This is a genomic window from Rhodopseudomonas palustris, assembly GCF_007005445.1.
GTDB classification, from domain to species: Bacteria; Pseudomonadota; Alphaproteobacteria; order Rhizobiales; family Xanthobacteraceae; genus Rhodopseudomonas; species Rhodopseudomonas palustris_G.
On the sequence record NZ_CP041387.1, the window covers coordinates 908,200 to 927,907 of the forward strand.

Sequence of the window (19,708 nt, forward strand, 5' to 3'; positions counted from 1 at the left end):
GGTTCGCAGGCAGCGACGATCGCGCGGCCGCTTGTCGGGGCCGAGACTACGGTCCGTCGCAGCGTTTGGGCTTGATCGGCCGCAACTTTGGCCGGCAGCCGGGCAAGCGCTCAGCCGGCGTGGCGCACGGGGCGGCCTTCGATCGGATAGGCCGGGTCGTTGTAGCCGGGGGTGGAGGGATGGCCGCTCGCCACCAGGGTGTCGATCAGCGCCTCGTCTTCGGCGGTGAAGCTATAGTCGAGCGCACGGACGTAGTCGTCCCACTGCTGTTCGGTGCGCGGGCCGGCGATCACCGAGGTCACCAGCGCGTTGTTCAGCACCCAGCCGACCGCGAACTGTCCCGCGGTGGCACCCCTGGCTTCGGCATGGGCGCGGATTTGCTGCGCCAGCTTCAGCGACTCCGGCCGCCACTCGGTCTGCAGCATCCGCTTGTCGGCGCGGCCGGCGCGGCTGTCCTTGGAAGGCTCCGCGTCGGGCGCGTATTTGCCGGTGAGCACGCCGCGCGCCAGCGGCGAATACGGCACGATGCCGAGGCCGTAGAAGCCGCAGGCCGGAATGTGCTCGACCTCCGGCATCCGGTTCATCGCATTGTAATAGGGCTGGCTGACCACCGGACGGTCGATCCCGAGGCGGTCGCAGATGTTGCAGATCTCGGCGACCCGCCAGGCGCGATAGTTCGAGACGCCGAAATAGCGGATCTTGCCGGCGCGAATCAGATCGCCGATCGCCCGCACCGTTTCATCGAGCGGCGTCGCATGGTCCTCGCGGTGCAGGTAGTAGATGTCGATCCAGTCGGTGCCGAGCCGCCTCAGGCTGTCGTCGGCGGCCTGGATCACGCGGCGGCGCGACAGTCCGGCGCGGTTCGGTCCGTCGCCCATCGGGTTGGCGACTTTGGTGGCCAGGATCCAGTGCTCGCGGTGCGCCGCGATCGCGCGGCCGACCACTTGCTCGGAGCCGCCGGTCGAATACACGTCGGCAGTGTCGATGAAATTGATCCCGCCGTCGCGCGCCTTGTCGATGATCCGCGCCGAGGTCGGCTCGTCGGTGGCGCCGCCGAACATCATGGTGCCGAGGCACAGCGGCGACACCTTCAGGCCGCTGCGGCCGAGCGGGCGGTATTCCATGAAAGAAGTCCTTCGCGCGAAAGTGCAATAACCGAATACATACACCCGTCATTGCAAGGAACGAAGCGACGAAGCAATACAGCGCCGAGCACTTGGCTGGATCGCTTCGCTTCGCGCGCAATGACTGGGAGAGGAAGTGCCTTGAGCCGACGCTTTAAGCGTTAAGAGGCGCGCTACTTTTTCACCAGCGGGCAGGTCGGATCCGGCGGCCCGAAGGCGTCGTCGCCGGAGATCTTGGTCAAGATCTTGTAGTAGTCCCAGGGATATTTCGACTCCTCTGGGCTCTTGACCTGCACCAGCATCAGGTCGTGCACCATCAGCCCGTCCTCGCGCAGCTTGCCGTTGCGGGCGAAGAAATCCTCGATCGGCTTCTCGCGCATCTTGGCGGCGACCTTGAGCGGATCGTCGGTGCCGGCGTCCTTGATCGCCTGCAGATAGTGCAGCGTCGCCGAATACACGCCGGCCTGCCACATCGTCGGCATCCGGTCCATCTTGGCGAAATAGCGCTTGGACCATGCGCGGGTGTTGTCGTCCATGTCCCAATAGAATGACGTCGTCAGCAAGAGACCCTGCGCGGTCGGCAGGCCGAGCGAATGCACGTCGGTGATCAGCGCCAGTAGCGCCGCCATCTGCTGGCCACCCTTGAAGATGCCGAATTCGCCGCCGGTCTTGATCTCGTTGACGTTGTTGGGCGGGCCGGCGGCGATGCCGATGATCTTCGCCTTCGAGGCCTGCGCCTGCAGCACGAACGAGGACACGTCCGAGGTCGCGAATGGCGGCCGCACCGAGCCGAGCACCTTGCCGCCGCTCTTGGTGACCATCGCGGCGGCGTCCTTCTCGAGCGACTGGCCGAAGGCGTAGTCGTCGGTGATGAAGAACCAGGTGTCGCCGCCGCGCTTGACCACTTCCTGTGCGGTGCCGACGGCGAGCGCGTGGGTGTCGAATACCCATTGCATCGCGTAAGGCGAGCAGAACTTGCCGTGGAAATCCGCCGCGCCGGTCGACTGGGTGATGAACAGCCGCTTCTTTTCATTGGCGATGTTCTGCACCGCGAGGCCGACCGCGGAGACCGGCACGTCGAGGATCAGGTCGACCTGTTCGACGTCATACCAGCGCCGCGCCAGCGTGGCGCCGATGTCCGGCTTGAGCTGATGGTCGCCGACGATCACCTGAATCGGCTTGCCGAGCACGGTGCCGCCGAAATCCTCCACCGCCATCTGCGCGGCGGTGACGGAGCCTTGGCCGGTCGGCGTCGAGGCCGGGCCGTTCATGTCGGTGAGGATGCCGAGCTTGACGACGTCGTCTGAGACTTGCGCGCGGGCAGCGGAGGACGACAGCAGCGCAGCCGTCATCATCGCCGTCGCAATCGACTTGGCGATCATTCCGTTTCTCCCTTGTTCCGGCTCTGCGGCCGTGTTGTGTTGACGAAACTTACACCATTCTGCCGCCGCCGCAATTTGCCGGCGGCGCGACGGCCGGGGACCGATGTTCGCGATTCTGGGTTTGGGGTTTCTGCTCGGGATGCAGCACGCGCTCGAGGTCGATCACATTGCCGCGGTGTCGACGATCGCGGCGCGTCGCAGCGGCGTCGCCGACATCGTCAAGCACGGGCTGACCTGGGGGCTCGGCCACACGCTCACGCTTTTTCTGTTTGCCGGCGTCGCGCTGGTGATCGGGCAGTCGATCCCCGAACAGGTCGCACAGCCGCTCGAAGGGGCGGTCGGGTTCATGCTGGTGGCGCTCGGCGGCCATCTGCTTTGGCGGCTGTGGCGCGACCGGGTCCACGTTCATGTCCATCAGCACGACGACGGCGTCCGCCACGTCCATCTTCACAGCCACGCCGATCGGCTGATCCACGACCGGCCGGCCGCGCATCATCACGTCCACGGTTTCCGCTGGCGTACGTTGCTGGTCGGGCTGATGCACGGCATGGCCGGTTCGGCGGCGCTGCTGGTGCTGGCGGTGTCACAGGCGCCGAGCCCGGCACAGGGGCTGCTCTACGTCGCGCTGTTCGGGATCGGTTCGATGGTCGGGATGGGAGCGCTGTCGGCGGTGATCGCGGTGCCGCTGGTGATTTCGGCGCGGTCGCTGACTGTTGCCAACCGCGTCCTTCAGGTCGCCGTCGGTGTGCTCACGATCGCAATCGGCTTCGGCACCATTCACGCGACGCTGCTGGCCTGACGGACGTCGGCGCCGGCAGGTACTCGCCGGCTCGGCGTCACGCGATCCTGCGCAGCGTCTCCGGCGCGGGGAGGAGAGCGTCTGCCAGCGGTTCGGGGGCCGGCTCGTACACCACGTAGCGATCCTTGCCGAGCTTCTTGGCGTTGTACAGCGCGGCGTCCGCCGCCGCGATCAGGCGCTCCGGATACATCCCGATCTGCCGGGTCCACTGCGCCACGCCGATCGACGCCGCGATGCGGATATCGGCATCGCCCTGCGCCGACGCCGCGCGGCTTTCCTCGACGATGTGGCGGGCGATCATCGCGCCTTCGCGCAGCGTCGTGCCCGGCATCACCACGCAGAACTCGTCGCCTCCGGTGCGCGCCAACAGGTCGCCGGGGCGCAGCCGCGATTGCGCGGCACGCGAGAAGCGCCGCAGACACTCGTCGCCGGCTGCGTGGCCGTGACCGTCATTGATCGCCTTGAAGCCGTCGAGGTCGATCGCCAGCACCGTGAACGGCTCGCCGGTCTGCATCGAGATCGCGCACTGCTCCGACATCCGCTGCAGCAGATGCCGACGATTGGACACACCGGTGAGATCGTCGAGCAGCGCCAGAGTCTCGACCTCCGAGCGCAGCCGGTCGATCGCCATCAGTACGAAGGCGAAGTTCCAGGTCATCGACAGGAACACCAGCGCCAGCACCAGGGTCGCCTGGAAATCGTTGAAGTTGACGATCGACAGTTCGCCGCCGATGCCCATCAGCGCCGCGATCGAGCGGATCAGATAGACGCTCAGGATCAGGCTGGCGATCACCGCGGCCATCCGAGCGCCGGGGTTGCGGCGGCCGGTACGCGACATCACCAGCGGCAATGTGGCGACGATCGGAGCCGCCTGGGCCATGGAATACACCACGATCCGCATCGCCATCGAGTCGACCACGAAGACGAAGAAACTCAGTCCGATCGCTACCGAGCCGGTGACGACAAGCGCGAGCCTCCAGGGCACCGGGCGTCGATAGAATTCGAACATCCCCATCGCCGACAGGCAACAGGCGAACACCACCAGCGTGCCGCCGACAATCAGTGAGAATTCGACGTTGATCGTCACCCGCAGCATGCCGACGATCGAGCCGGTCGCGAGTACGAAACAGGCCGCCGTCATATAGCGCGCCGGCGTGAAGTTCGGATAGCTTCGCGTGACGTGGATCCAGACCAGACCCAGCGCGACGAAGTTGATCAGGAAGACGAGCCAGAGGGTCGGCATGCTCAACATGCGTGTCTCCGGTCGCAGGAAGTGATCGAACTTCCGATGACTGCGTCCCGCCGTCCCATGGATACTCCTAAAGTTGAGCCGAGGGTGCGCCGAGAGCCTTTAACGGAATCTGATCAGGCTTCGCAAAAATACGAGTTGGTTTTGAATCAGTGAACGGCGCCGCAGCATTGCGGCGAGGACGGACGTTCACTTCGCATTAACGCTGACGATTTGCGCGAAATAAGCGAACAATTGTGGATAACAACGCGAAATACTTTCGCCAGCCGCTAGAACAGGCAGCGAATCTGTTCGGATCAAAATGGAGGCGGTTGCACGATCGGCGAGTCCGGTCCCGTCTCGTGTGGCGTTAGTATCCATCAGCTCAAGAGGACGAGATGGCGAAGAAAGCCAAGAAGGCGAAGACCGTCGCCAAGGCCAAGAAGGCCAAGACGGTGAAGAAGGCCGCCAAGAAGGTCACGAAGAAGGCGACGAAGAAAGCCGCCAAGAAAGCGACGAAGAAGGCGACCAAGAAGACCGTGAAGAAGGCCAAGACAGCCAAGACGGCGAAGAAAGCCAAAACGGCCAAGAAGGCCAAGAAGGCTAAGGCATAACTGCCACGGAGGCGCCCATCGACGGGCGCCTCCGCCGGCCGATGCGGACCGGTGACGGCTCCGCCGCGGCATGGCGTCGTCGCGGAGGGGCGGCATTGCGGCCGGCAGGGCTTGCCCAGCCGCCGGTTTAGGGGCATAGGCGGCTTCAAATGCGACAGCCGCTCTTATAGGGTCCGCCGACCTCGCGGCCGCATCCCGCCGCCCCAACCCCCGAAACCGATGAAGATCACCCAAGCGTTCCGCTTCGAAGCCGCCCATTATTTACCCAACGTGCCGGAAACCCACCGCTGCAAGCGGATGCATGGGCATTCCTATCGCGTCGAGCTGCAGCTCAGCGGCCCGGTCGATCCGTTGACCGGTTTCGTGGTGGATTTCTTCGAGATCGAGGCGGCGTTCGGACCGCTGCTGAAGCGGCTGGACCACCACTGCCTCAACGAGATCGAGGGGCTGGACAATCCGACCGCCGAGAACATCGCGGTCTGGATCTGGCAGCGGACCAAGCCGGAGCTGCCGCAGCTCTGCGGCGTGCGGGTATACGAGACCTCGGATTGCTGGGCCGACTACGCCGGCGAAGACGACTGATCAGAAGACGATTGATCATCGGGGCGGCTCGATCGCCGCCCGTTCCGGGAGGGAGCGGCAGGGCGGGCAGCCCGTGCCGATCAGGCGCGCACTGGCGCCTTGCTGCGCTCGGCTTCGGTCTCCTGCTCCCAGCGCAGGATGGTCGCGTATAGATTCTGGAATTTGCTCGCGGTCTCGCCGTCGAACATCGGGTCCTTGCGATCGTCGATCCGCGAGTCGATCTTGGACCAGTCTTCGGGAGTGAGGGTTTCGAGCGCGGCGGGGAACAGCAGTTGCTCTTCCTTCAGCATGTGGCGGCGCTGGTGCTCGATGAAGTCCTGCGCGGCGGCGTGGAAGGTCTGGCGCGGCAGTTCCTGATCGGCGAGGACATCGTCCACCACCTTGGCGAAGTGAGCGAGCCGATCCACCTCCAGCTCGTGTTCCTTCTCGATGTCGCCGACCGTTCCGGCGACCGCGGGGCTGCGCTCCTTGAGGATCTGGTAGACGACGTCTTCCTTCGGGTGATGGCAGGCTTCAGGATATTCCTTGAAGTACTGAATGATCGCCTGAAAGATCTCGTAGTCGGGGCGTTCGCGGCGATCGAAGACGCTGAGCTCGCGTTCGAGCACGTCGAGCAGGCGCGCGATGTTGCGGTGCTCTTCGTTCAGCATTTCAATGATTCGTGACATGGCCGGGACCTCGATGTCGCTATCCGCAAACACGGAAAGATTTGCGGCAAACCTTCGCGACCGCAAAATACGTCCAATCGACCGCCAATCCTTGCGTTAGATCAATGGGACGCAGGCGGCTCTCAGTCGCAACCCGGACATCTCACAGCACGGCTCTGCGCAAGCGAAGCGCATTGCCGATCACGCTCACCGACGACAGCGACATCGCAGCGGCGGCGATGATCGGTGACAGTAACAACCCGAGGCTCGGATACAGGATGCCGGCCGCGATCGGAATGCCCGCGGCATTGTACACGAAGGCGAAGAACAGATTCTGCCGGATGTTGCGCATGGTCGCCTGCGACAATTTGCGGGCGCGGACGATGCCGCCGAGATCTCCCTCGAGCAGCGTGACGCCGGCGCTCTCCATGGCGACGTCGGTGCCGGTTCCCATCGCGATGCCGACATCGGCGGCGGCGAGCGCGGGGGCGTCGTTGACGCCGTCGCCGGCCATCGCGACCACGCGTCCTTGCCGGCGCAGCTTGTCGACTACGGCGCTCTTCTGATCGGGAAGCACTTCGGCTTCGACATCGGCGATGCCGAGCTTTCGCGCCACCGCCCTCGCGGTGACCTGATTGTCGCCGGTCAGCATGATCACCTTGATGCCGTCGGCGGCGAGCGCCGTCAGCGCGTCAGGTGTCGACGCCTTCACCGCGTCGGCGATCGCAAACAGGCCGGCGAGGCGGCCGTCGATCGCGACGTGAACCACGGTGTCTCCGTCGCTGCGCAGCTCGTCGGTCTTGGCCGCGAGCGTGTCGGTGTCGACGCCGATCGACGCCAGATAGGCCGGATTGCCGATCACCACGGTCCGGCCTGCGACCCGACCGGCGGCACCCTTGCCGCTCGGCGCGTCGAAATCGGCGACGTCGGCGAGATCGAGACCGCGCTTCTTGGCGGCGCGGACGATGGCGTCTGCGAGCGGATGCTCACTGGCGCGCTCGACGCTTGCGGCGAGCCGAAGAAGCTCGGTCTCGTCCGTGCCGTTGGCCGTGATGATCGCCACCACGCTCGGCCTGCCTTCGGTGAGCGTGCCGGTCTTGTCGATCACCAGGGTGTCGACCTTCTCCAGTCGCTCCAGTGCTTCGGCATTGCGGATCAGCACACCGGCCTGCGCGCCGCGGCCGACGCCGACCATGATCGACATCGGCGTGGCGAGGCCGAGCGCGCACGGGCAGGCGATGATCAGCACGCTGACGGCGGCGACCAGCGCGAAGGTCAGCCGCGGTTCGGGGCCGAACGTCGCCCAGGCGGCGAACGCGATCAGCGCGGCCAGCACCACCGCAGGCACGAACCAGCCGGCGACGAGATCGGCGATACGCTGGATCGGCGCGCGCGAGCGTTGCGCCTGCGCCACCATTTGCACGATGCGCGCCAGCATTGTGTCGCGGCCGACCTGATCGGCGCGCATCACGAAGCCGCCGGATTGGTTCAGCGTGCCGGCCACCACCTTGCCGCCGGTTTCGCGGCTCACCGGCATCGACTCGCCGGTCACCAGCGATTCATCCAGCGTGCCGCGGCCTTCGACGATAGTGCCGTCGACCGGTACCTTCTCGCCGGGACGCACACGCAGCCTGTCGCCGACGGTGAGACTATCGATCTCGACCTCGTGCTCGCTGCCGTCGGGGGCGATCTTGCGGGCGGTCTTCGGCGCCAGGCCGAGCAGCGCCTTGATGGCGCCGGAGGTGGCTTCGCGGGCGCGCAGTTCCAGAACCTGCCCGAGCGCCACCAGCACGGTGATGACCGCCGCGGCCTCGAAGTACACCGGCACCGTGCCGCCGTGACCCCGGAACGCCGCCGGGAACAGTTGCGGCGCGATCGTCGCAATCAAGCTGTAGATGTAGGCGACGCCGGTGCCCATTGCGACCAGCGTGAACATGTTGAGGTTGCGCGTCACCACCGATTGCCAGCCGCGCACGAAGAACGGCCAGCCGGCCCACAGCACCACCGGCGTCGCCGACACGAGCTGTATCCAGTTCGACAGCGCCGGGTCGATCAGGCCGTGGCCGCCGACCAGATGGCCGCCCATCTCCAGCACCACCGCCGGCAGCGCCAGCACAAGGCCGATCCAGAACCGCCGCGTCATGTCGATCAGTTCGGGATTGGGCGCGTCGTCGAGCGATACCAGTTCGGGCTCAAGCGCCATCCCGCAGATCGGACAGGTGCCCGGTCCGACCTGGCGGATTTGCGGATCCATCGGGCAGGTGTAGATGGTGCCTTCCGGCATCGCCGGCTCCGGCTTGGCCTTGCTCTTGTCCAGATACGACACCGGATCGGCGGCGAACTTGGTTTGGCAGCCTTCGCGGCAGAAGTGATAGGTCGTGCCCTTGTAGGCGAAGCGGTGCTTGCTGGTGGCAGGATCGACTTTCATCCCGCACACCGGGTCGATCACCTTGCCGTCGTCGACGGCCGCGCCGTGAGAAAGACCGGCGTGATCATGCGCGCCCCCGCAGCACGACGATGCGGCAGCCTTGGCGAGATAGCGCTGGGGATCGGCGGCGAACTTGGTGCGGCAGCCGCCGCAGCAGAAGTGATAGGTGGTGCCGTCGTGATCTAAGCTGTGCTTGCTGGTCGCGACGTCGACACGCATGCCGCAGACCGGATCGATCGCCTTGGTGGGCGCTTGGTCGCCACCGCCGCAGCATGAGGATGTCGCCGGCAGCTCCGTCAGTTGATGCAGCTTCGGAGCCGGCTTCGGCGGCAGCGTGAACGGAGTCGCGGCCTTGGCGAGGACGCCCGCCGGATCGGCCGCGAATTTTTCGCGGCAGCCGCCGCAGCAGAAGTAATAGGTCTTGCCGTCGTGATCAAACCGATGCTGCGCGGTCGCCGGGTCGACGCTCATGCCGCAAACCGGGTCGATCGCCGTCGCCGTAGCGGTGGACGAGCGACTCGTGCCGCCGCCGCAACAGGACGAGGTCGCCGGCGCGCTTGCGCCCGCCGATCCGCAGCAATCCTGGTTCTTGACAGGGGCGTCGTGCCCCGCATGCTCGCCGTCGCGCATCGCGTCACCCTGGCGCTTGTAACCCATACCGTGTAGGGGTATATATCCGACATGCACAAGGACATCAAGGCGTCGTGTCAAAAGCGGCTGGGGCGGATCGAGGGACAGGTGCGCGGTATCTCCAAGATGATGGAGGAGGGGCGCTACTGCATCGATATCGTCACCCAGATTTCGGCGGTCCGCGCCGCGCTGCGGCGGGTGGAGGAAGAGGTTCTGAAAGATCACGTCGCGCATTGCGTCGAGCACGCGATCACGAGCGGTGACAAGAACGATCAGCGCCAGAAGATTGCGGAGTTGATGGAGGTGATCCGTCGCTCCGACCGCTGAGGCGGCGGCGGTGCAAGTGCTCAGCGTCGTGGTGCGGTGGTGGTCGGGGTGCCGAACAGCGAAGCCTTCACCGCAGTGAAGCCGTCCGACAGATGCGTCAGGCCGCACGACACCGGATCATTGCTGCTGCAGGCGTAGCGCGGCGTCTCCGGCATGCGTTTGCGCTCGGCGCGCTTTTTCTCGGGGCGCGGTCGTTGCTTGTCGACCGCGGCGCGGCGTTCCTCCACGACCGGCCGGGGTCTGGGCAAGGGCGGCGGCGGCTCCAGGGTCTGTCGCTGTTGCTGCTGAAGCGCTGCGATCTGCTGCTGCTTGGCGGCGAAGGCCGCCGCGATCATCTGCCGACGGCGCTGGTCGAGGAACGCGGTGTATTCCTCGTCGATCTTGCGCAGTTCATCCGCGGTCGGATTCGGTCCGGCGAGGTCGAAGCTGCGGTTCTGCATGAAATCGAAGTAAGTGTAGCCGCCGCCGGGTTTGCGTCGGCCGGCGAATCGGGCATCGCACTGCGCCGCCAGCGCCGTCCTGGCCTCGCTGCTGTCGGCCTTCGCCTCGCCCTTGGCGACACAGTCTTCGTAGTCGACCGGCTCTCTGTTCGGCCACCACTGCGCCTGGGCGCGTGTCGCCGGCGCCGCGATCCCGATCAGGATCGCGAGCTGAAGCACTCCGAGCTGGTGTAGTCCGGTCATGCCCGTCCCGCGGCTCGAGTAGCGGCCTATCGCTGGGGATTCCGCAGGGGCTGGGGCTGTTTGTCAAGCCGCGCGGCGGGCGTTGCGGGACGAATGCACTTGCAATTTAACTTACATGAAGCTCGACATTGAGCCGACTGCGACCGCCTGGCCGGGCAATAGTCGCAGAAGTGCTCGGCTGCGCCGGTGTCATCGTCCTAACTGCCTCGGCCTTCGCTTCCGACGCCGGGTTGTGGTGCCACGCCTTCAAGCGAAGTGAATCCTTCGTCCGACAACGCGCTAGTCAGCTTCGGCGAATTCCTTCTGGTGCAGCCAAGCGGTATGGCGCGGCGGCTTCCTGGTCACCGCCCATTCGTCGACCATGGCGTGGGCGACGTTCTTCATTTGCGAGAGCTGTTCCGGCGTCGCGGTCCAGACTGCGACCTCGAGCCGGTGTCCGTTCGGGTCGCGGAAGTAGATCGATTTGAAGATCGTGTGATCGGTCGGGCCGACGACGTCGAGCCCCTCGGCCTCGGCGCGCTGCTTGGCCGCCATCAGCGCGTCGAGGTCGCCGACCTGAAACGCGATGTGCTGCACCCAGTCCGGCGTGTTCGGATCGCGGCCCATCGGCGGCGAGTTCGGCAGCTCGAAGAACGCCAGGATGTTGCCAGCGCCGGCGTCGAGAAAGACGTGCATGTAGGGATCGGGCGCCTTGGTCGACGGCACCTTGTCCTCGGCGATGGCACCGATCAGCTCCATGCCCATCACCCGGCCGTAGAACGCGACGGTTTCCTTGGCGTCACGGCAGCGATAGGCGACGTGATGAATCTGCTGGATCTGCATGGTGTCCTCCCGATTGTTTGGTGCGTTTGATCCGCATTGGATCAAACCGGCCTCTCGGGAGGTTGACGTGGATCAACCAGCAGCCCCGGCGCGAGCTTCGCGCCGGCCGGCGAGGTCGCGGACGGGCGGGCCGATCAGGCGGCGCTCTGTTCCATCAGCACCGACTGGTCGTGTTCGATGTGCTCGAGCTGGGACAGCTTGGTGGTGGTCTTGCCGCGGCATGACCAGGAGATCTGAGCCTCGTCGCCGTTGATCGACAGGATGATGCCGGTCGCGCCGCCCTGGGTGGTGACTTCGTCGCCGACCGAGAAGGTCTGGTTGGCGAGTGCGGCTTCCAGCGCGGCACGGAGGCAGAACAGTTCGCTGCCGTTGGCGGCGCGGAATGCGGCGGCGGCCTTGGCAACCATGTCTTCGGTGACTTTGAGCTTGTGGGCCATTGCACGTACCTCGATTGGTCCGATCGTGGAGGGCTGCGACGTTGCCGACCCGCACGGAAGAACCACGCGGCGATTAGGCTGCTAGATGTGGTATTTTCCGTTAAAGTTGCAGCTCCGTAAGGATACTGATGCCTGCTCCATTACCGTCAGCGGTAATAATCCACCCGAAAGCGGAATTGCAATTGAGCTGCATCAAAACGACGAACGCGCGCCGAAGCGCGCGCTGTCTTGAAGCGTGAGCGGTGCCGCCGTCAGACGGCGATCGAATGCCGGACCGAGGAGTTGCGCAGATAGGTGTCGAACACCGACGCAACGACCCGTGACAGCCGGACGCCTTCCGGGGTCAGCGTCAGCTTGCTGCCGTTGCACACCACCGCGCCGTCGCGCTGCAGCTCTGCGAGCGAATCCTGCTCCGGCGCGTACCAGTCTTCGGCGTAGCCGAACGCCTTGCCTGCGGCGGCGAGATCGACCTTGCCGTCGCACATGATCCGTTCGATCACATGCGCGCGGAGATTGTCTTGCTGGGTCAGCGCATGGCCGCGATGCACCGGCAACTGGCCGGCGGCAACCGCGCGCGCCCATGCGCCGGTTTCGCTGATATTCTGCACGTAGCCGCTCGGGGTGCGGCCGATCGAGGTCGAACCAAGGCCGATCAGGGTTTGGGCGGCGTCCGCCGTGTAGCCCTGGAAGTTCCGGTGCAGTTCACCGGTCTTGGCGGCGATCGCAAGCGTGTCGCCCGGCAGCGCGAAATGATCGATGCCGATCCGCACGTAGCCGCCCTTCACCAGCGCCTCCGCGGCGGCGTCGGCCTGGGTCGCGCGCAGCTCCGGCTTCGGCAGCGAATCGTCGGGGATCATTCGCTGGTTCTTGGCGACCCACGGCACGTGCGCGTAGCCAAACAGCGCCACCCGATCCGGCCGCATCTCGACGCACTGCTCGACGGTGCGGCGCAGATCCTCGGCAGTCTGATAGGGCAGGCCGTAGATCAGGTCGAAGTTGATCCGCTCGACACCGGCCGACTTGAACTGCTGCATCGCGCGGGCGACCATCTCGGGCGGCTGGATGCGGTTGATCGCTTCCTGCACCTTCGGGTCGAACTCCTGCACCCCGAAGCTGGCGCGGGTGAAGCCGAGCTCGCCGATCTTGGCGGCCATGCCGGCGGTCAGGGTGCGCGGATCGCTCTCGATCGCCACTTCGGCGTCGGGCAGAAACTCGAACCGCTCGCGCAGCAGCGTCATCACGGCGCCGAGATCCTGCGGATCGATCACCGTCGGGGTGCCGCCGCCGAAATGCAGGTGGCGCACCGGCATCGTGCCGGGCAGGGCGTCGGCGACCAGATTGATCTCGTCGATTAGGCTCTCGACGTAGTCGGCGACCGGATCGTATTTCGCCGCCAGCTTCATGTTGCAGCCGCAGTACCAGCACATCTGCTTGCAGAACGGCACGTGTAGATACAGCGAGATCGGCTCGTCGGTGTCGAGCTGGGCGAGCCAGCCGCGATAGATCGACTCCGGGAAGTCCTTGGCGAAGTGCGGCGCGGTCGGATAGCTGGTGTAGCGCGGCACCGAGCTCTTGGCGTATTTGTCGAGGGCAGACGACATCGTCGTGATCTCTTTCATCGCCCGCGGATCAACGCGCGGAAAGGGTTTCTGACTGACCTGCGATCGGCTTGGATCGTCGGCTGGCGTAAATATTGGCGGCGTCCGGAATCGAGGTCCAATCCGCCACGAAGCGACAGCATTCGTTGCCCTTCGCCCCGCAGGCCGTTTCGGTCACTCGTGTATAAGGCGACACCAGAACCTGGAATAGCCGTTGAAATACGGAGGCGTGCCAGACGCAGACGTGGTGATCGGCGTGTTCCCCGGCACACAACGGATTGGCGGCGATTTCGAACGTCACCGTTTTTCCCACGCTGGCAGTGAATCTGCCGGAACCCGCAAAGGTCCAGGCATGTGCCGTGATCGCCTTGGTCAGCATCCTGGCGGCAATCGAGGCCGGCATGATTTTCAACACGGCCTGGGCCAGCTTCGGAATGCGATGGGCAAGGATGTAGTCACCGGTGCGCAGCCCCGCGTCGGCGAGGATCGCCGCGGCCTGCGGCTGCGGCAGCACGCGGCGCACCGCCTGGTGGATCGCAGCCACCGGGCGCTCGTCGACCATCGCCGACGGCGGCTCGGCGAGCCAGTCGCTCGCCGCCGCCTCGGAGAAGATCTCCTTCGCGGCCGGTTGGAGACCGGCCGCTTCGAGTGCGTGGATCAGTTGGATGACGGCATTGGGTCCGATCTCGGACGCCGCCGCATGCGCTCCCACGTCAGTGGCGGGTGACCGAACCTGCGTCATGGGTGTTTTCCGCCATGCGGCTGGTTACGGACTTGGCGAGCGCTGCCTTGGCGTCCGCCTCGCTCTCCTCCATCTGCTCGGTGCCGCCGCCGCAGGCCGAGACGATGGCCATCTGCGATGCGGCCGCCTTGCGGGAGCGGTCGGCGTTGGCTTCCCAGTCCGCCATCTGCGCGTGCGAGATCTTGCGGGTGGTGTCGAACTGGAAGTCGACCTTCTTCTTCGATTGCGGACCCCAATAGCCGACCCGGCCGAGATCGTAGAACTTGCGCTCGAAGCCGGCCTTCAGGAACGCCTTCAGGCAGCCCAGCAGATAGCGCCGGCGTCGGCCGCTGCCCGACCAGGGATACGAGAAGAACGCCTTGTACATGTAGAACCGGCGATAGTTGTTCATCACCCGGTCGAGCAGTTCGCCGCGTTCCATCGCCGCCGGCTTCACGATCGGGGTGACGAAATTGTACTTGGCGAAGTCGAACACCTCGACCTTGTCGCTCAATTCCTTGAACAGCGGCGTGAACGGCCAGGGGGTGTACATCGACCAGTTGGCGAGGTCCGGCTTCCAGTCCATCGCCATCCGATAGGTCTCTTCCAGCGTCTCCGGGGTTTCGCTGTCGAGGCCGACGATGAACTGCGCCTCGGTCACGATTCCGGCTTCGCGGAGCAGACGGATCGCCTTCTTGTTGTCGGCGATCTTGGTTTCCTTGTTGAACAGGTCGAGCTTGAGCTGCGCCGCGGCCTCGGTGCCGAGCGAGACGTGCATCAGGCCAGCTTCGTTGTAGAACTTCAGGAGCTGTTCGTCGCGCAGGATGTCGGTGACGCGGGTGTTGATGCCCCACTGCACCTTCTTGTTCAGGCCGCGGGCGATCAGCTCTTCGCAGAACTGGATGAACTTTTTGCGGTTGATGGTGGGCTCTTCGTCCGCCAGGATGAAGAAGCCGACGTCGTACTTCTCGACCAGTTCCTGGATCTCGTCGACCACCTTCTTCGGGTCGCGGACGCGGTAGTCGCGCCAGAACTTCCACTGCGAGCAGAACGAGCAGGTGAACGGGCAGCCGCGCGCCATGTTGGGGATCGCAACGCGGGTGTTCATCGGAATGTAGCGATACAGGGTCCAGTCGAGGACGCCCCAGTCCGGCTTGATCGCGTCGAGATCCTTGACGGTCGGCGCGGCCGGCGTGGCGACGATCTGGCTCTCGCCGTTGGAGCCTTCGGTGTAGGCGAGACCCTTGATCTCGGAGCGATTGGCCGGCCAGTTGCCCGAGGCAACGGCACGCGCCAGCTCGACGACGATCTCTTCGCCTTCGCCGCGGACGATGACATCGACCCACGGCGCTTCGCTCAGCACCTGCTGATACATGAAGGTGGCGTGCACGCCGCCCAGCATGGTGACGATCTTCGGGTTGATCTGCTTGGCGACCTTCAGCGCCTCTTCGGCCGCGTAGATCGAGGGAGTGATCGAGGTGGCGCCGACCAGGTCGGGCTGATAGTCGGAGATGATCTTGGCGAGACCTTCACTGGAGATCTCTTCGGTCATCGCATCGACGAACTTGATGTCGGTGAAGCCGTTCGCTTTCAGCGCGCCCGCCAGATAGGGGGCCCATGCCGGCGGCCAGTGGCCGGCGATCTCCGCGCCACCGGAATGATAATTCGGGTGAATGAGAAGGATGCGCACTGACTTTCTCCCATGATTGTCAAGAAACGATGACATACGCAATGTCAACGATTGTTGACGCAGATCAAACGAATGGTGCTTTGGTACTAGGCGAGACGCCGTCTGCGTCTCGCCGCTGAGAAGTCGCGGCGAGGATCGCCGCGCAGATCGGAAGGATTCACGACTCCGCTACGAAGTTGGTGTCGTGGCTGAGAGCATCCAGCGTATCGACGTTCAAGCAGTAGCGCTGATAGCTGGGGACCAGCGTACCGGCCGCGATATCGGCATCGCACTCCTGCTTGTGATCGCATATCGCGCAGTTGCGCCGCAGGTCGTTCAGTAGCATCGGCTCCTTCTCCGCGAGCGCGCGGATGCTGATGCGCAGCGCTTCGAGCAGGCAGGGTAGTTCCTTGGCGCTGGTGCCCTTGGTTGCGAGAGCGCGGACTTCGGAGGGCGACAGGCCGAGATCCTTGACCATGTTGGCCATCGCCCGGCCGAAGGCTTCGAGTTCGCTCGGACTTCCTGCAATCTCTTCCCACTCTCTGACGACGTCGGCGACGGCTTCGGTCACGGGCGCGTTTTGTGTCGGCTTGCCGGGTGCGGTCATGAGCGCCTCCAACGCAACTTGCGGGGCGATATACTCATACAAGCACGCGCGCCCCATTGCGCTGGATCAAGGAGTGCAACGCGGTTGCGATCGATCAAAGACAGGCCGTAAACTTCGGCCGGGCCGAGTGAATTTTCGTCCGGGATGAAAACGCGACGGCGCCGGAGCGACGATCGGAAACCGCCCTTGCCGGGGCGGTACAGGGAGCAGGAGGGGGCGCGGTGCTGCTGGGGCTTTTCGCCGACATTCACGCCAATCGGCCGGCGTTCACCGCATGCCTTGCCGACGCCCGCGCGCACGGCGCCGAGCGCATCGTCCTGCTCGGCGACTATGTCGGCTACGGCGCCGATCCGGACTGGAGCGTGAGCACGGTGCGCGACCTGGTGGCGGACGGCGCAATCGCGGTGCTCGGCAATCACGATGCCGCGATCGGCAATCCGAAACTGCAGATGAACGCCGAAGCGGAGGCCGCGATCGAATGGACGCGCGGCCAGCTCGATTCGGCGCAGCGCAAGTTTCTGGCCGATCTGCCGATGCGCCACGAGGAGCACAGCCTGCTGTTCGTGCATTCGGAAGCGACCCGGCCGGAGGCCTGGATCTACGTCACGGACACCTCGGTCGCGTCGCGCAGCATGCAGGCGGTTTCGGCTCACGTCACCTTCTGCGGTCACGTCCACAAGCCGGCGCTGTATTCGCTGTCTGTCACCGGCAAGATGACCACCTTCGTGCCAACGGCCGACGTTCCGGTGCATCTGTTGCCGGGGCGGCAGTGGCACGCGGTGCTCGGTTCGGTGGGGCAGCCGCGCGACGGCAATCCGGCCGCGGCCTACGCGTTGTACGACACCGTCAAGCACGAGCTGACCTATTGCCGGGTGCCGTACGACGCCGGCGAAGCGGCGCGGCGGATTCGCGACAACGGCCTGCCGCTGTGGCTGGCCGACCGCTTGCTGGTGGGGCGCTAGGCGATGGACCAGGCCGTGTTGGAGCCCGGATCGACGCTCGACGGCTTCATCATCGAGGAGGCGATCCATCGCGGCGGCATGGCGACCCTGTTCAAGGTGCGCCGCGACGACGATCCGATGCCGATGGTGATGAAGATCCCCCGGCTCGGCGAGGGCGAGGATCCCGCCGCGATCGTTAGCTTCGAGATGGAGCAGATGCTGATGCCGCGGCTGTCGGGGCCGCACGTCCCGAAATTCGTGTCGATGCAGGACTTCTCCACCCAGCCCTATATCGTGATGGAACGGATCGCCGGCGAGCCGCTGCTCGCGCGCCTGCCGGAGCTGCCGCTCGGTGACGACGAGGCCGTCGCGATCGCGGCCAGGATCGCTGCCGCGATCGCCGACCTGCATCGTCAGCACGTCATCCATCACGACATCAAGCCCAGCAACATCATGTTCCGCCCCACCGGCGAGGCGGTGCTGCTCGACATGGGACTGGCGTGCAGCGATCAGCTACCCGACCTGATGCAGGAGGAATTCCGGCTGCCGTTCGGCACCGCGCCCTACATGGCGCCGGAGCGGCTGCTCGGCGTGCGTGACGAGCCGCGCAGCGATCTGTTTGCACTCGGCGTGCTGCTGTATTTCTTCACCACCGGGGTGCGGCCGTTCGGCGAAACCGAGACGATGTACGGCATGCGCCGCCGGCTGTGGCGCGATCCGCAGCCGCCGCGCAAGCTGCGGCCCGACTATCCGCCGTGGCTGCAGGAGATCGTGCTGCGCTGCCTGGAGATCGAGCCGGCGTGGCGCTACCCGACCGCGGCGCAGCTCGTGTTCGATCTCACCCATCCGGCCGAGGTGAAGCTGACCACGCGCTCGGAGAAGCTGAAGCACGATCCGCTGCGCACCGTGCTGCGCCGCCGCTTCAACAAGGAACTGACGCGGTCGCGGGCAGCCGAGACGATGGCGGCGCATCTGGCTTCGGCGCCGATCGTGGCGGTGGCGATTGACCTGGCCGAAGGCTCGGCGGCGCTGAACGAGGCGCTGCGCACCACGGCGTCGAGGATTCTCGCCACGCTGCCTTCGGCACGACTGGCATGTCTCAACGTGCTCAAGCTTGGACGCATGACCATCGACCGCACCCTGGACGAGCACGGCCACAACAAGCACGTCGATCGCCTGGTGCAACTCAGGCATTGGGCGGAACCGCTGAAGCTCGAGGACGATCGTCTGACCGTCCACGTGCTCGAGGCGGTCGATCCGGCGACGGCGATTCTCGAATTCGCACAGGCCAGCCGCGTCGATCACATCCTGATCGGCGCACGGCGCAGCTCGGTGTTGCGTTCACTGCTCGGCAGCGTCTCGGCCAAGGTCGCGGGCGAAGCGGTCTGCACCGTGACGATCGTGCGTGAAGCCCAGGTCGCGCCGCCGCGGAGCGCGCCGCGGCAGGCGGCGCAGGACGCGTGACCCCGCATCGGGCGGGCCGGCACCGGCAGGTGCGGGAAGCCTGGATCAGTTGATCATCAGCCGGTCATCGACCGCTGCTACGCCGGGTGTCGACCATGCGGCGTTTTGCGCGGCGCGGCGCTCGTCCCAGGTATCGACACGGCCTTCCAGGATCACGATGTTGCCGTTCTTCACCGTGACGCGGATGCTCTTGGAGTCGATCTCGGCGTGGCGGCGCAGCGCCGACTCGATCTTTGCCCGGATGCAGGAATGATCGGCGAGCGGATTGTTGATGACGATGTTGTTGGTGACGCCGGTCACCCCGGCGAGCTTGCGGACGTCGTCCTCCGCCGCGGCGCGCTCGAAGTGCCAGTCGACCGTACCAGTCAGCGTCAGCCAGCCGTTCTCGACCTGCACGTCCACCGAGCTTGCGGGAACCAGCACGTTCCAATCCAGCAGATCGCAGGCGCGCTGCGCGATCTGATCGTCGGCGGTGCGATTGAACGGATAGCGGACCTCGATGTGATCGGTGATCGCGTGAACGCCCTTGACGCGCCGCGTCGCCGCGATCGCCGCGACCTTTTCGGCGTAGCAGATCACGTGACCGCTGAGGATGACGTTGTCGTTCTCGACAGCAACCTTGATGTGGCCGCTGTTGAAGCTCGGATCGAACTCGAACTCGTCAAGGATGTTTTGACGAAGCTGGGACTCGGACATTCGTGGCCTCAGGAGTACCGCTACGTTGACGCGCGGCATCTTCGTTGGTCGCGCTGCAAACACATTGATCAGAATCAAGAAGATTGCACCGTCGCGATTGATCCGCATCAAACATCGTGCCGGTTCGTCCGTCGCAGCACTGTCATTGATGCAGATGCGCACCTCACATGCGCGATGCGAGGAACGCCGTCGCCGCTGCTGCATGATTGGTCGCATTGCGTGGCGTTCGCGCATGACTATGTCACGCAAAGCTGACACTGTACCGCAGCCGATACGAGTGGCGCCGCGGTTTCGCAATACGTCGTTCCG

Annotated in this window: 19 protein-coding genes; 6 read left to right on the top strand and 13 right to left on the bottom strand. The window is 65.2% G+C overall.

From position 1 onward, the window contains the following. Positions 1 to 110 precede the first annotated feature (110 nt). Positions 111 to 1,124 carry an aldo/keto reductase gene (locus tag FLL57_RS04185; RefSeq protein WP_142882218.1) on the bottom strand — a complete coding sequence of 338 codons (1,014 nt, stop codon included), beginning with the start codon at positions 1,122 to 1,124 and terminating at the stop codon, positions 111 to 113. Positions 1,125 to 1,297: 173 nt separating this feature from the next. Then, positions 1,298 to 2,506, bottom strand: a complete 1,209-nt coding sequence (locus FLL57_RS04190; protein ID WP_142882219.1) for an ABC transporter substrate-binding protein — start codon at positions 2,504 to 2,506, stop codon at positions 1,298 to 1,300. A 103-nt stretch (positions 2,507 to 2,609) separates the two neighbouring features. Here FLL57_RS04190 and FLL57_RS04195 point away from each other — a divergent pair, with 103 nt between their 5' ends. Continuing rightward, positions 2,610 to 3,305 carry an urease accessory protein UreH domain-containing protein gene (locus FLL57_RS04195; protein ID WP_013503534.1) on the top strand — a complete coding sequence of 232 codons (696 nt, stop codon included), beginning with the start codon at positions 2,610 to 2,612 and terminating at the stop codon, positions 3,303 to 3,305. A 37-nt stretch (positions 3,306 to 3,342) separates the two neighbouring features. Here the strand turns inward: FLL57_RS04195 and FLL57_RS04200 are convergent, their stop codons facing one another. Beyond that, positions 3,343 to 4,557, bottom strand: coding sequence for a GGDEF domain-containing protein (locus FLL57_RS04200; protein WP_142882220.1), 1,215 nt, complete (start codon positions 4,555 to 4,557; stop codon positions 3,343 to 3,345). A 374-nt stretch (positions 4,558 to 4,931) separates the two neighbouring features. Here FLL57_RS04200 and FLL57_RS04205 point away from each other — a divergent pair, with 374 nt between their 5' ends. Together FLL57_RS04205 and queD are read left to right on the top strand one after the other, a co-directional pair. Continuing rightward, the gene (locus tag FLL57_RS04205) at positions 4,932 to 5,147 is read left to right on the top strand and encodes a hypothetical protein (RefSeq protein WP_013503532.1); all 216 of its coding nucleotides are present in this window, start codon (positions 4,932 to 4,934) and stop codon (positions 5,145 to 5,147) included. Between the two features lie 219 nt (positions 5,148 to 5,366). After that, entirely contained in the window at positions 5,367 to 5,729 is a 363-nt protein-coding gene (queD, locus tag FLL57_RS04210; RefSeq protein WP_013503531.1) for a 6-carboxytetrahydropterin synthase QueD, read from the top strand. Between the two features lie 80 nt (positions 5,730 to 5,809). Here queD and FLL57_RS04215 read toward each other — a convergent pair whose 3' ends face one another. After that, on the bottom strand, positions 5,810 to 6,397 hold the full coding sequence (locus FLL57_RS04215) for a hemerythrin domain-containing protein (protein ID WP_142882221.1): 588 nt from the start codon (positions 6,395 to 6,397) through the stop codon (positions 5,810 to 5,812). A 142-nt stretch (positions 6,398 to 6,539) separates the two neighbouring features. Continuing rightward, positions 6,540 to 9,434, bottom strand: coding sequence for a heavy metal translocating P-type ATPase (locus FLL57_RS04220; RefSeq protein WP_142884162.1), 2,895 nt, complete (start codon positions 9,432 to 9,434; stop codon positions 6,540 to 6,542). Positions 9,435 to 9,485: 51 nt separating this feature from the next. Here FLL57_RS04220 and FLL57_RS04225 point away from each other — a divergent pair, with 51 nt between their 5' ends. Further along, entirely contained in the window at positions 9,486 to 9,761 is a 276-nt protein-coding gene (locus FLL57_RS04225) for a metal-sensitive transcriptional regulator (RefSeq protein WP_013503528.1), read from the top strand. Positions 9,762 to 9,781: 20 nt separating this feature from the next. On the opposite strand, the gene FLL57_RS04230 is transcribed toward FLL57_RS04225, so the two are convergent. The 7 genes from FLL57_RS04230 to FLL57_RS04260 form a co-directional block, all read right to left on the bottom strand. Next, the gene (locus FLL57_RS04230) at positions 9,782 to 10,444 is read right to left on the bottom strand and encodes a hypothetical protein (protein ID WP_142882222.1); all 663 of its coding nucleotides are present in this window, start codon (positions 10,442 to 10,444) and stop codon (positions 9,782 to 9,784) included. A 279-nt stretch (positions 10,445 to 10,723) separates the two neighbouring features. Beyond that, positions 10,724 to 11,266 carry a VOC family protein gene (locus FLL57_RS04235; protein WP_142882223.1) on the bottom strand — a complete coding sequence of 181 codons (543 nt, stop codon included), beginning with the start codon at positions 11,264 to 11,266 and terminating at the stop codon, positions 10,724 to 10,726. 134 nt (positions 11,267 to 11,400) lie between these two features. Further along, entirely contained in the window at positions 11,401 to 11,703 is a 303-nt protein-coding gene (locus FLL57_RS04240) for a preprotein translocase subunit YajC (protein WP_142882224.1), read from the bottom strand. A 251-nt stretch (positions 11,704 to 11,954) separates the two neighbouring features. After that, positions 11,955 to 13,304: an oxygen-independent coproporphyrinogen III oxidase gene (gene hemN / locus FLL57_RS04245; protein ID WP_013503524.1), complete on the bottom strand. Its 1,350-nt coding sequence runs from the start codon at positions 13,302 to 13,304 to the stop codon at positions 11,955 to 11,957. Between the two features lie 28 nt (positions 13,305 to 13,332). Beyond that, complete coding sequence (bchJ, locus tag FLL57_RS04250) at positions 13,333 to 14,043, bottom strand: bacteriochlorophyll 4-vinyl reductase (RefSeq protein WP_142882225.1); 711 nt, start codon at positions 14,041 to 14,043, stop codon at positions 13,333 to 13,335. Then, a complete protein-coding gene (gene bchE, locus FLL57_RS04255) occupies positions 14,015 to 15,712 on the bottom strand; it encodes a magnesium-protoporphyrin IX monomethyl ester anaerobic oxidative cyclase (RefSeq protein ID WP_013503522.1) in 1,698 nt (565 codons plus the stop codon). Before bchE ends, bchJ begins: the two co-directional genes overlap by 29 nt. Before the next feature lie 157 nt (positions 15,713 to 15,869). Then, positions 15,870 to 16,298, bottom strand: coding sequence for a hypothetical protein (locus FLL57_RS04260; RefSeq protein ID WP_013503521.1), 429 nt, complete (start codon positions 16,296 to 16,298; stop codon positions 15,870 to 15,872). A 221-nt stretch (positions 16,299 to 16,519) separates the two neighbouring features. Between FLL57_RS04260 and FLL57_RS04265 the strand changes: the two genes are divergently transcribed. Together FLL57_RS04265 and FLL57_RS04270 are read left to right on the top strand one after the other, a co-directional pair. Further along, positions 16,520 to 17,260, top strand: coding sequence for a metallophosphoesterase family protein (locus FLL57_RS04265; RefSeq protein WP_013503520.1), 741 nt, complete (start codon positions 16,520 to 16,522; stop codon positions 17,258 to 17,260). A gap of 3 nt (positions 17,261 to 17,263) precedes the next feature. Further along, positions 17,264 to 18,703 carry a serine/threonine protein kinase gene (locus FLL57_RS04270; protein ID WP_142882226.1) on the top strand — a complete coding sequence of 480 codons (1,440 nt, stop codon included), beginning with the start codon at positions 17,264 to 17,266 and terminating at the stop codon, positions 18,701 to 18,703. A gap of 45 nt (positions 18,704 to 18,748) precedes the next feature. Here FLL57_RS04270 and FLL57_RS04275 read toward each other — a convergent pair whose 3' ends face one another. Continuing rightward, entirely contained in the window at positions 18,749 to 19,399 is a 651-nt protein-coding gene (locus FLL57_RS04275; protein ID WP_047307333.1) for a BON domain-containing protein, read from the bottom strand. Positions 19,400 to 19,708 lie beyond the last annotated feature (309 nt).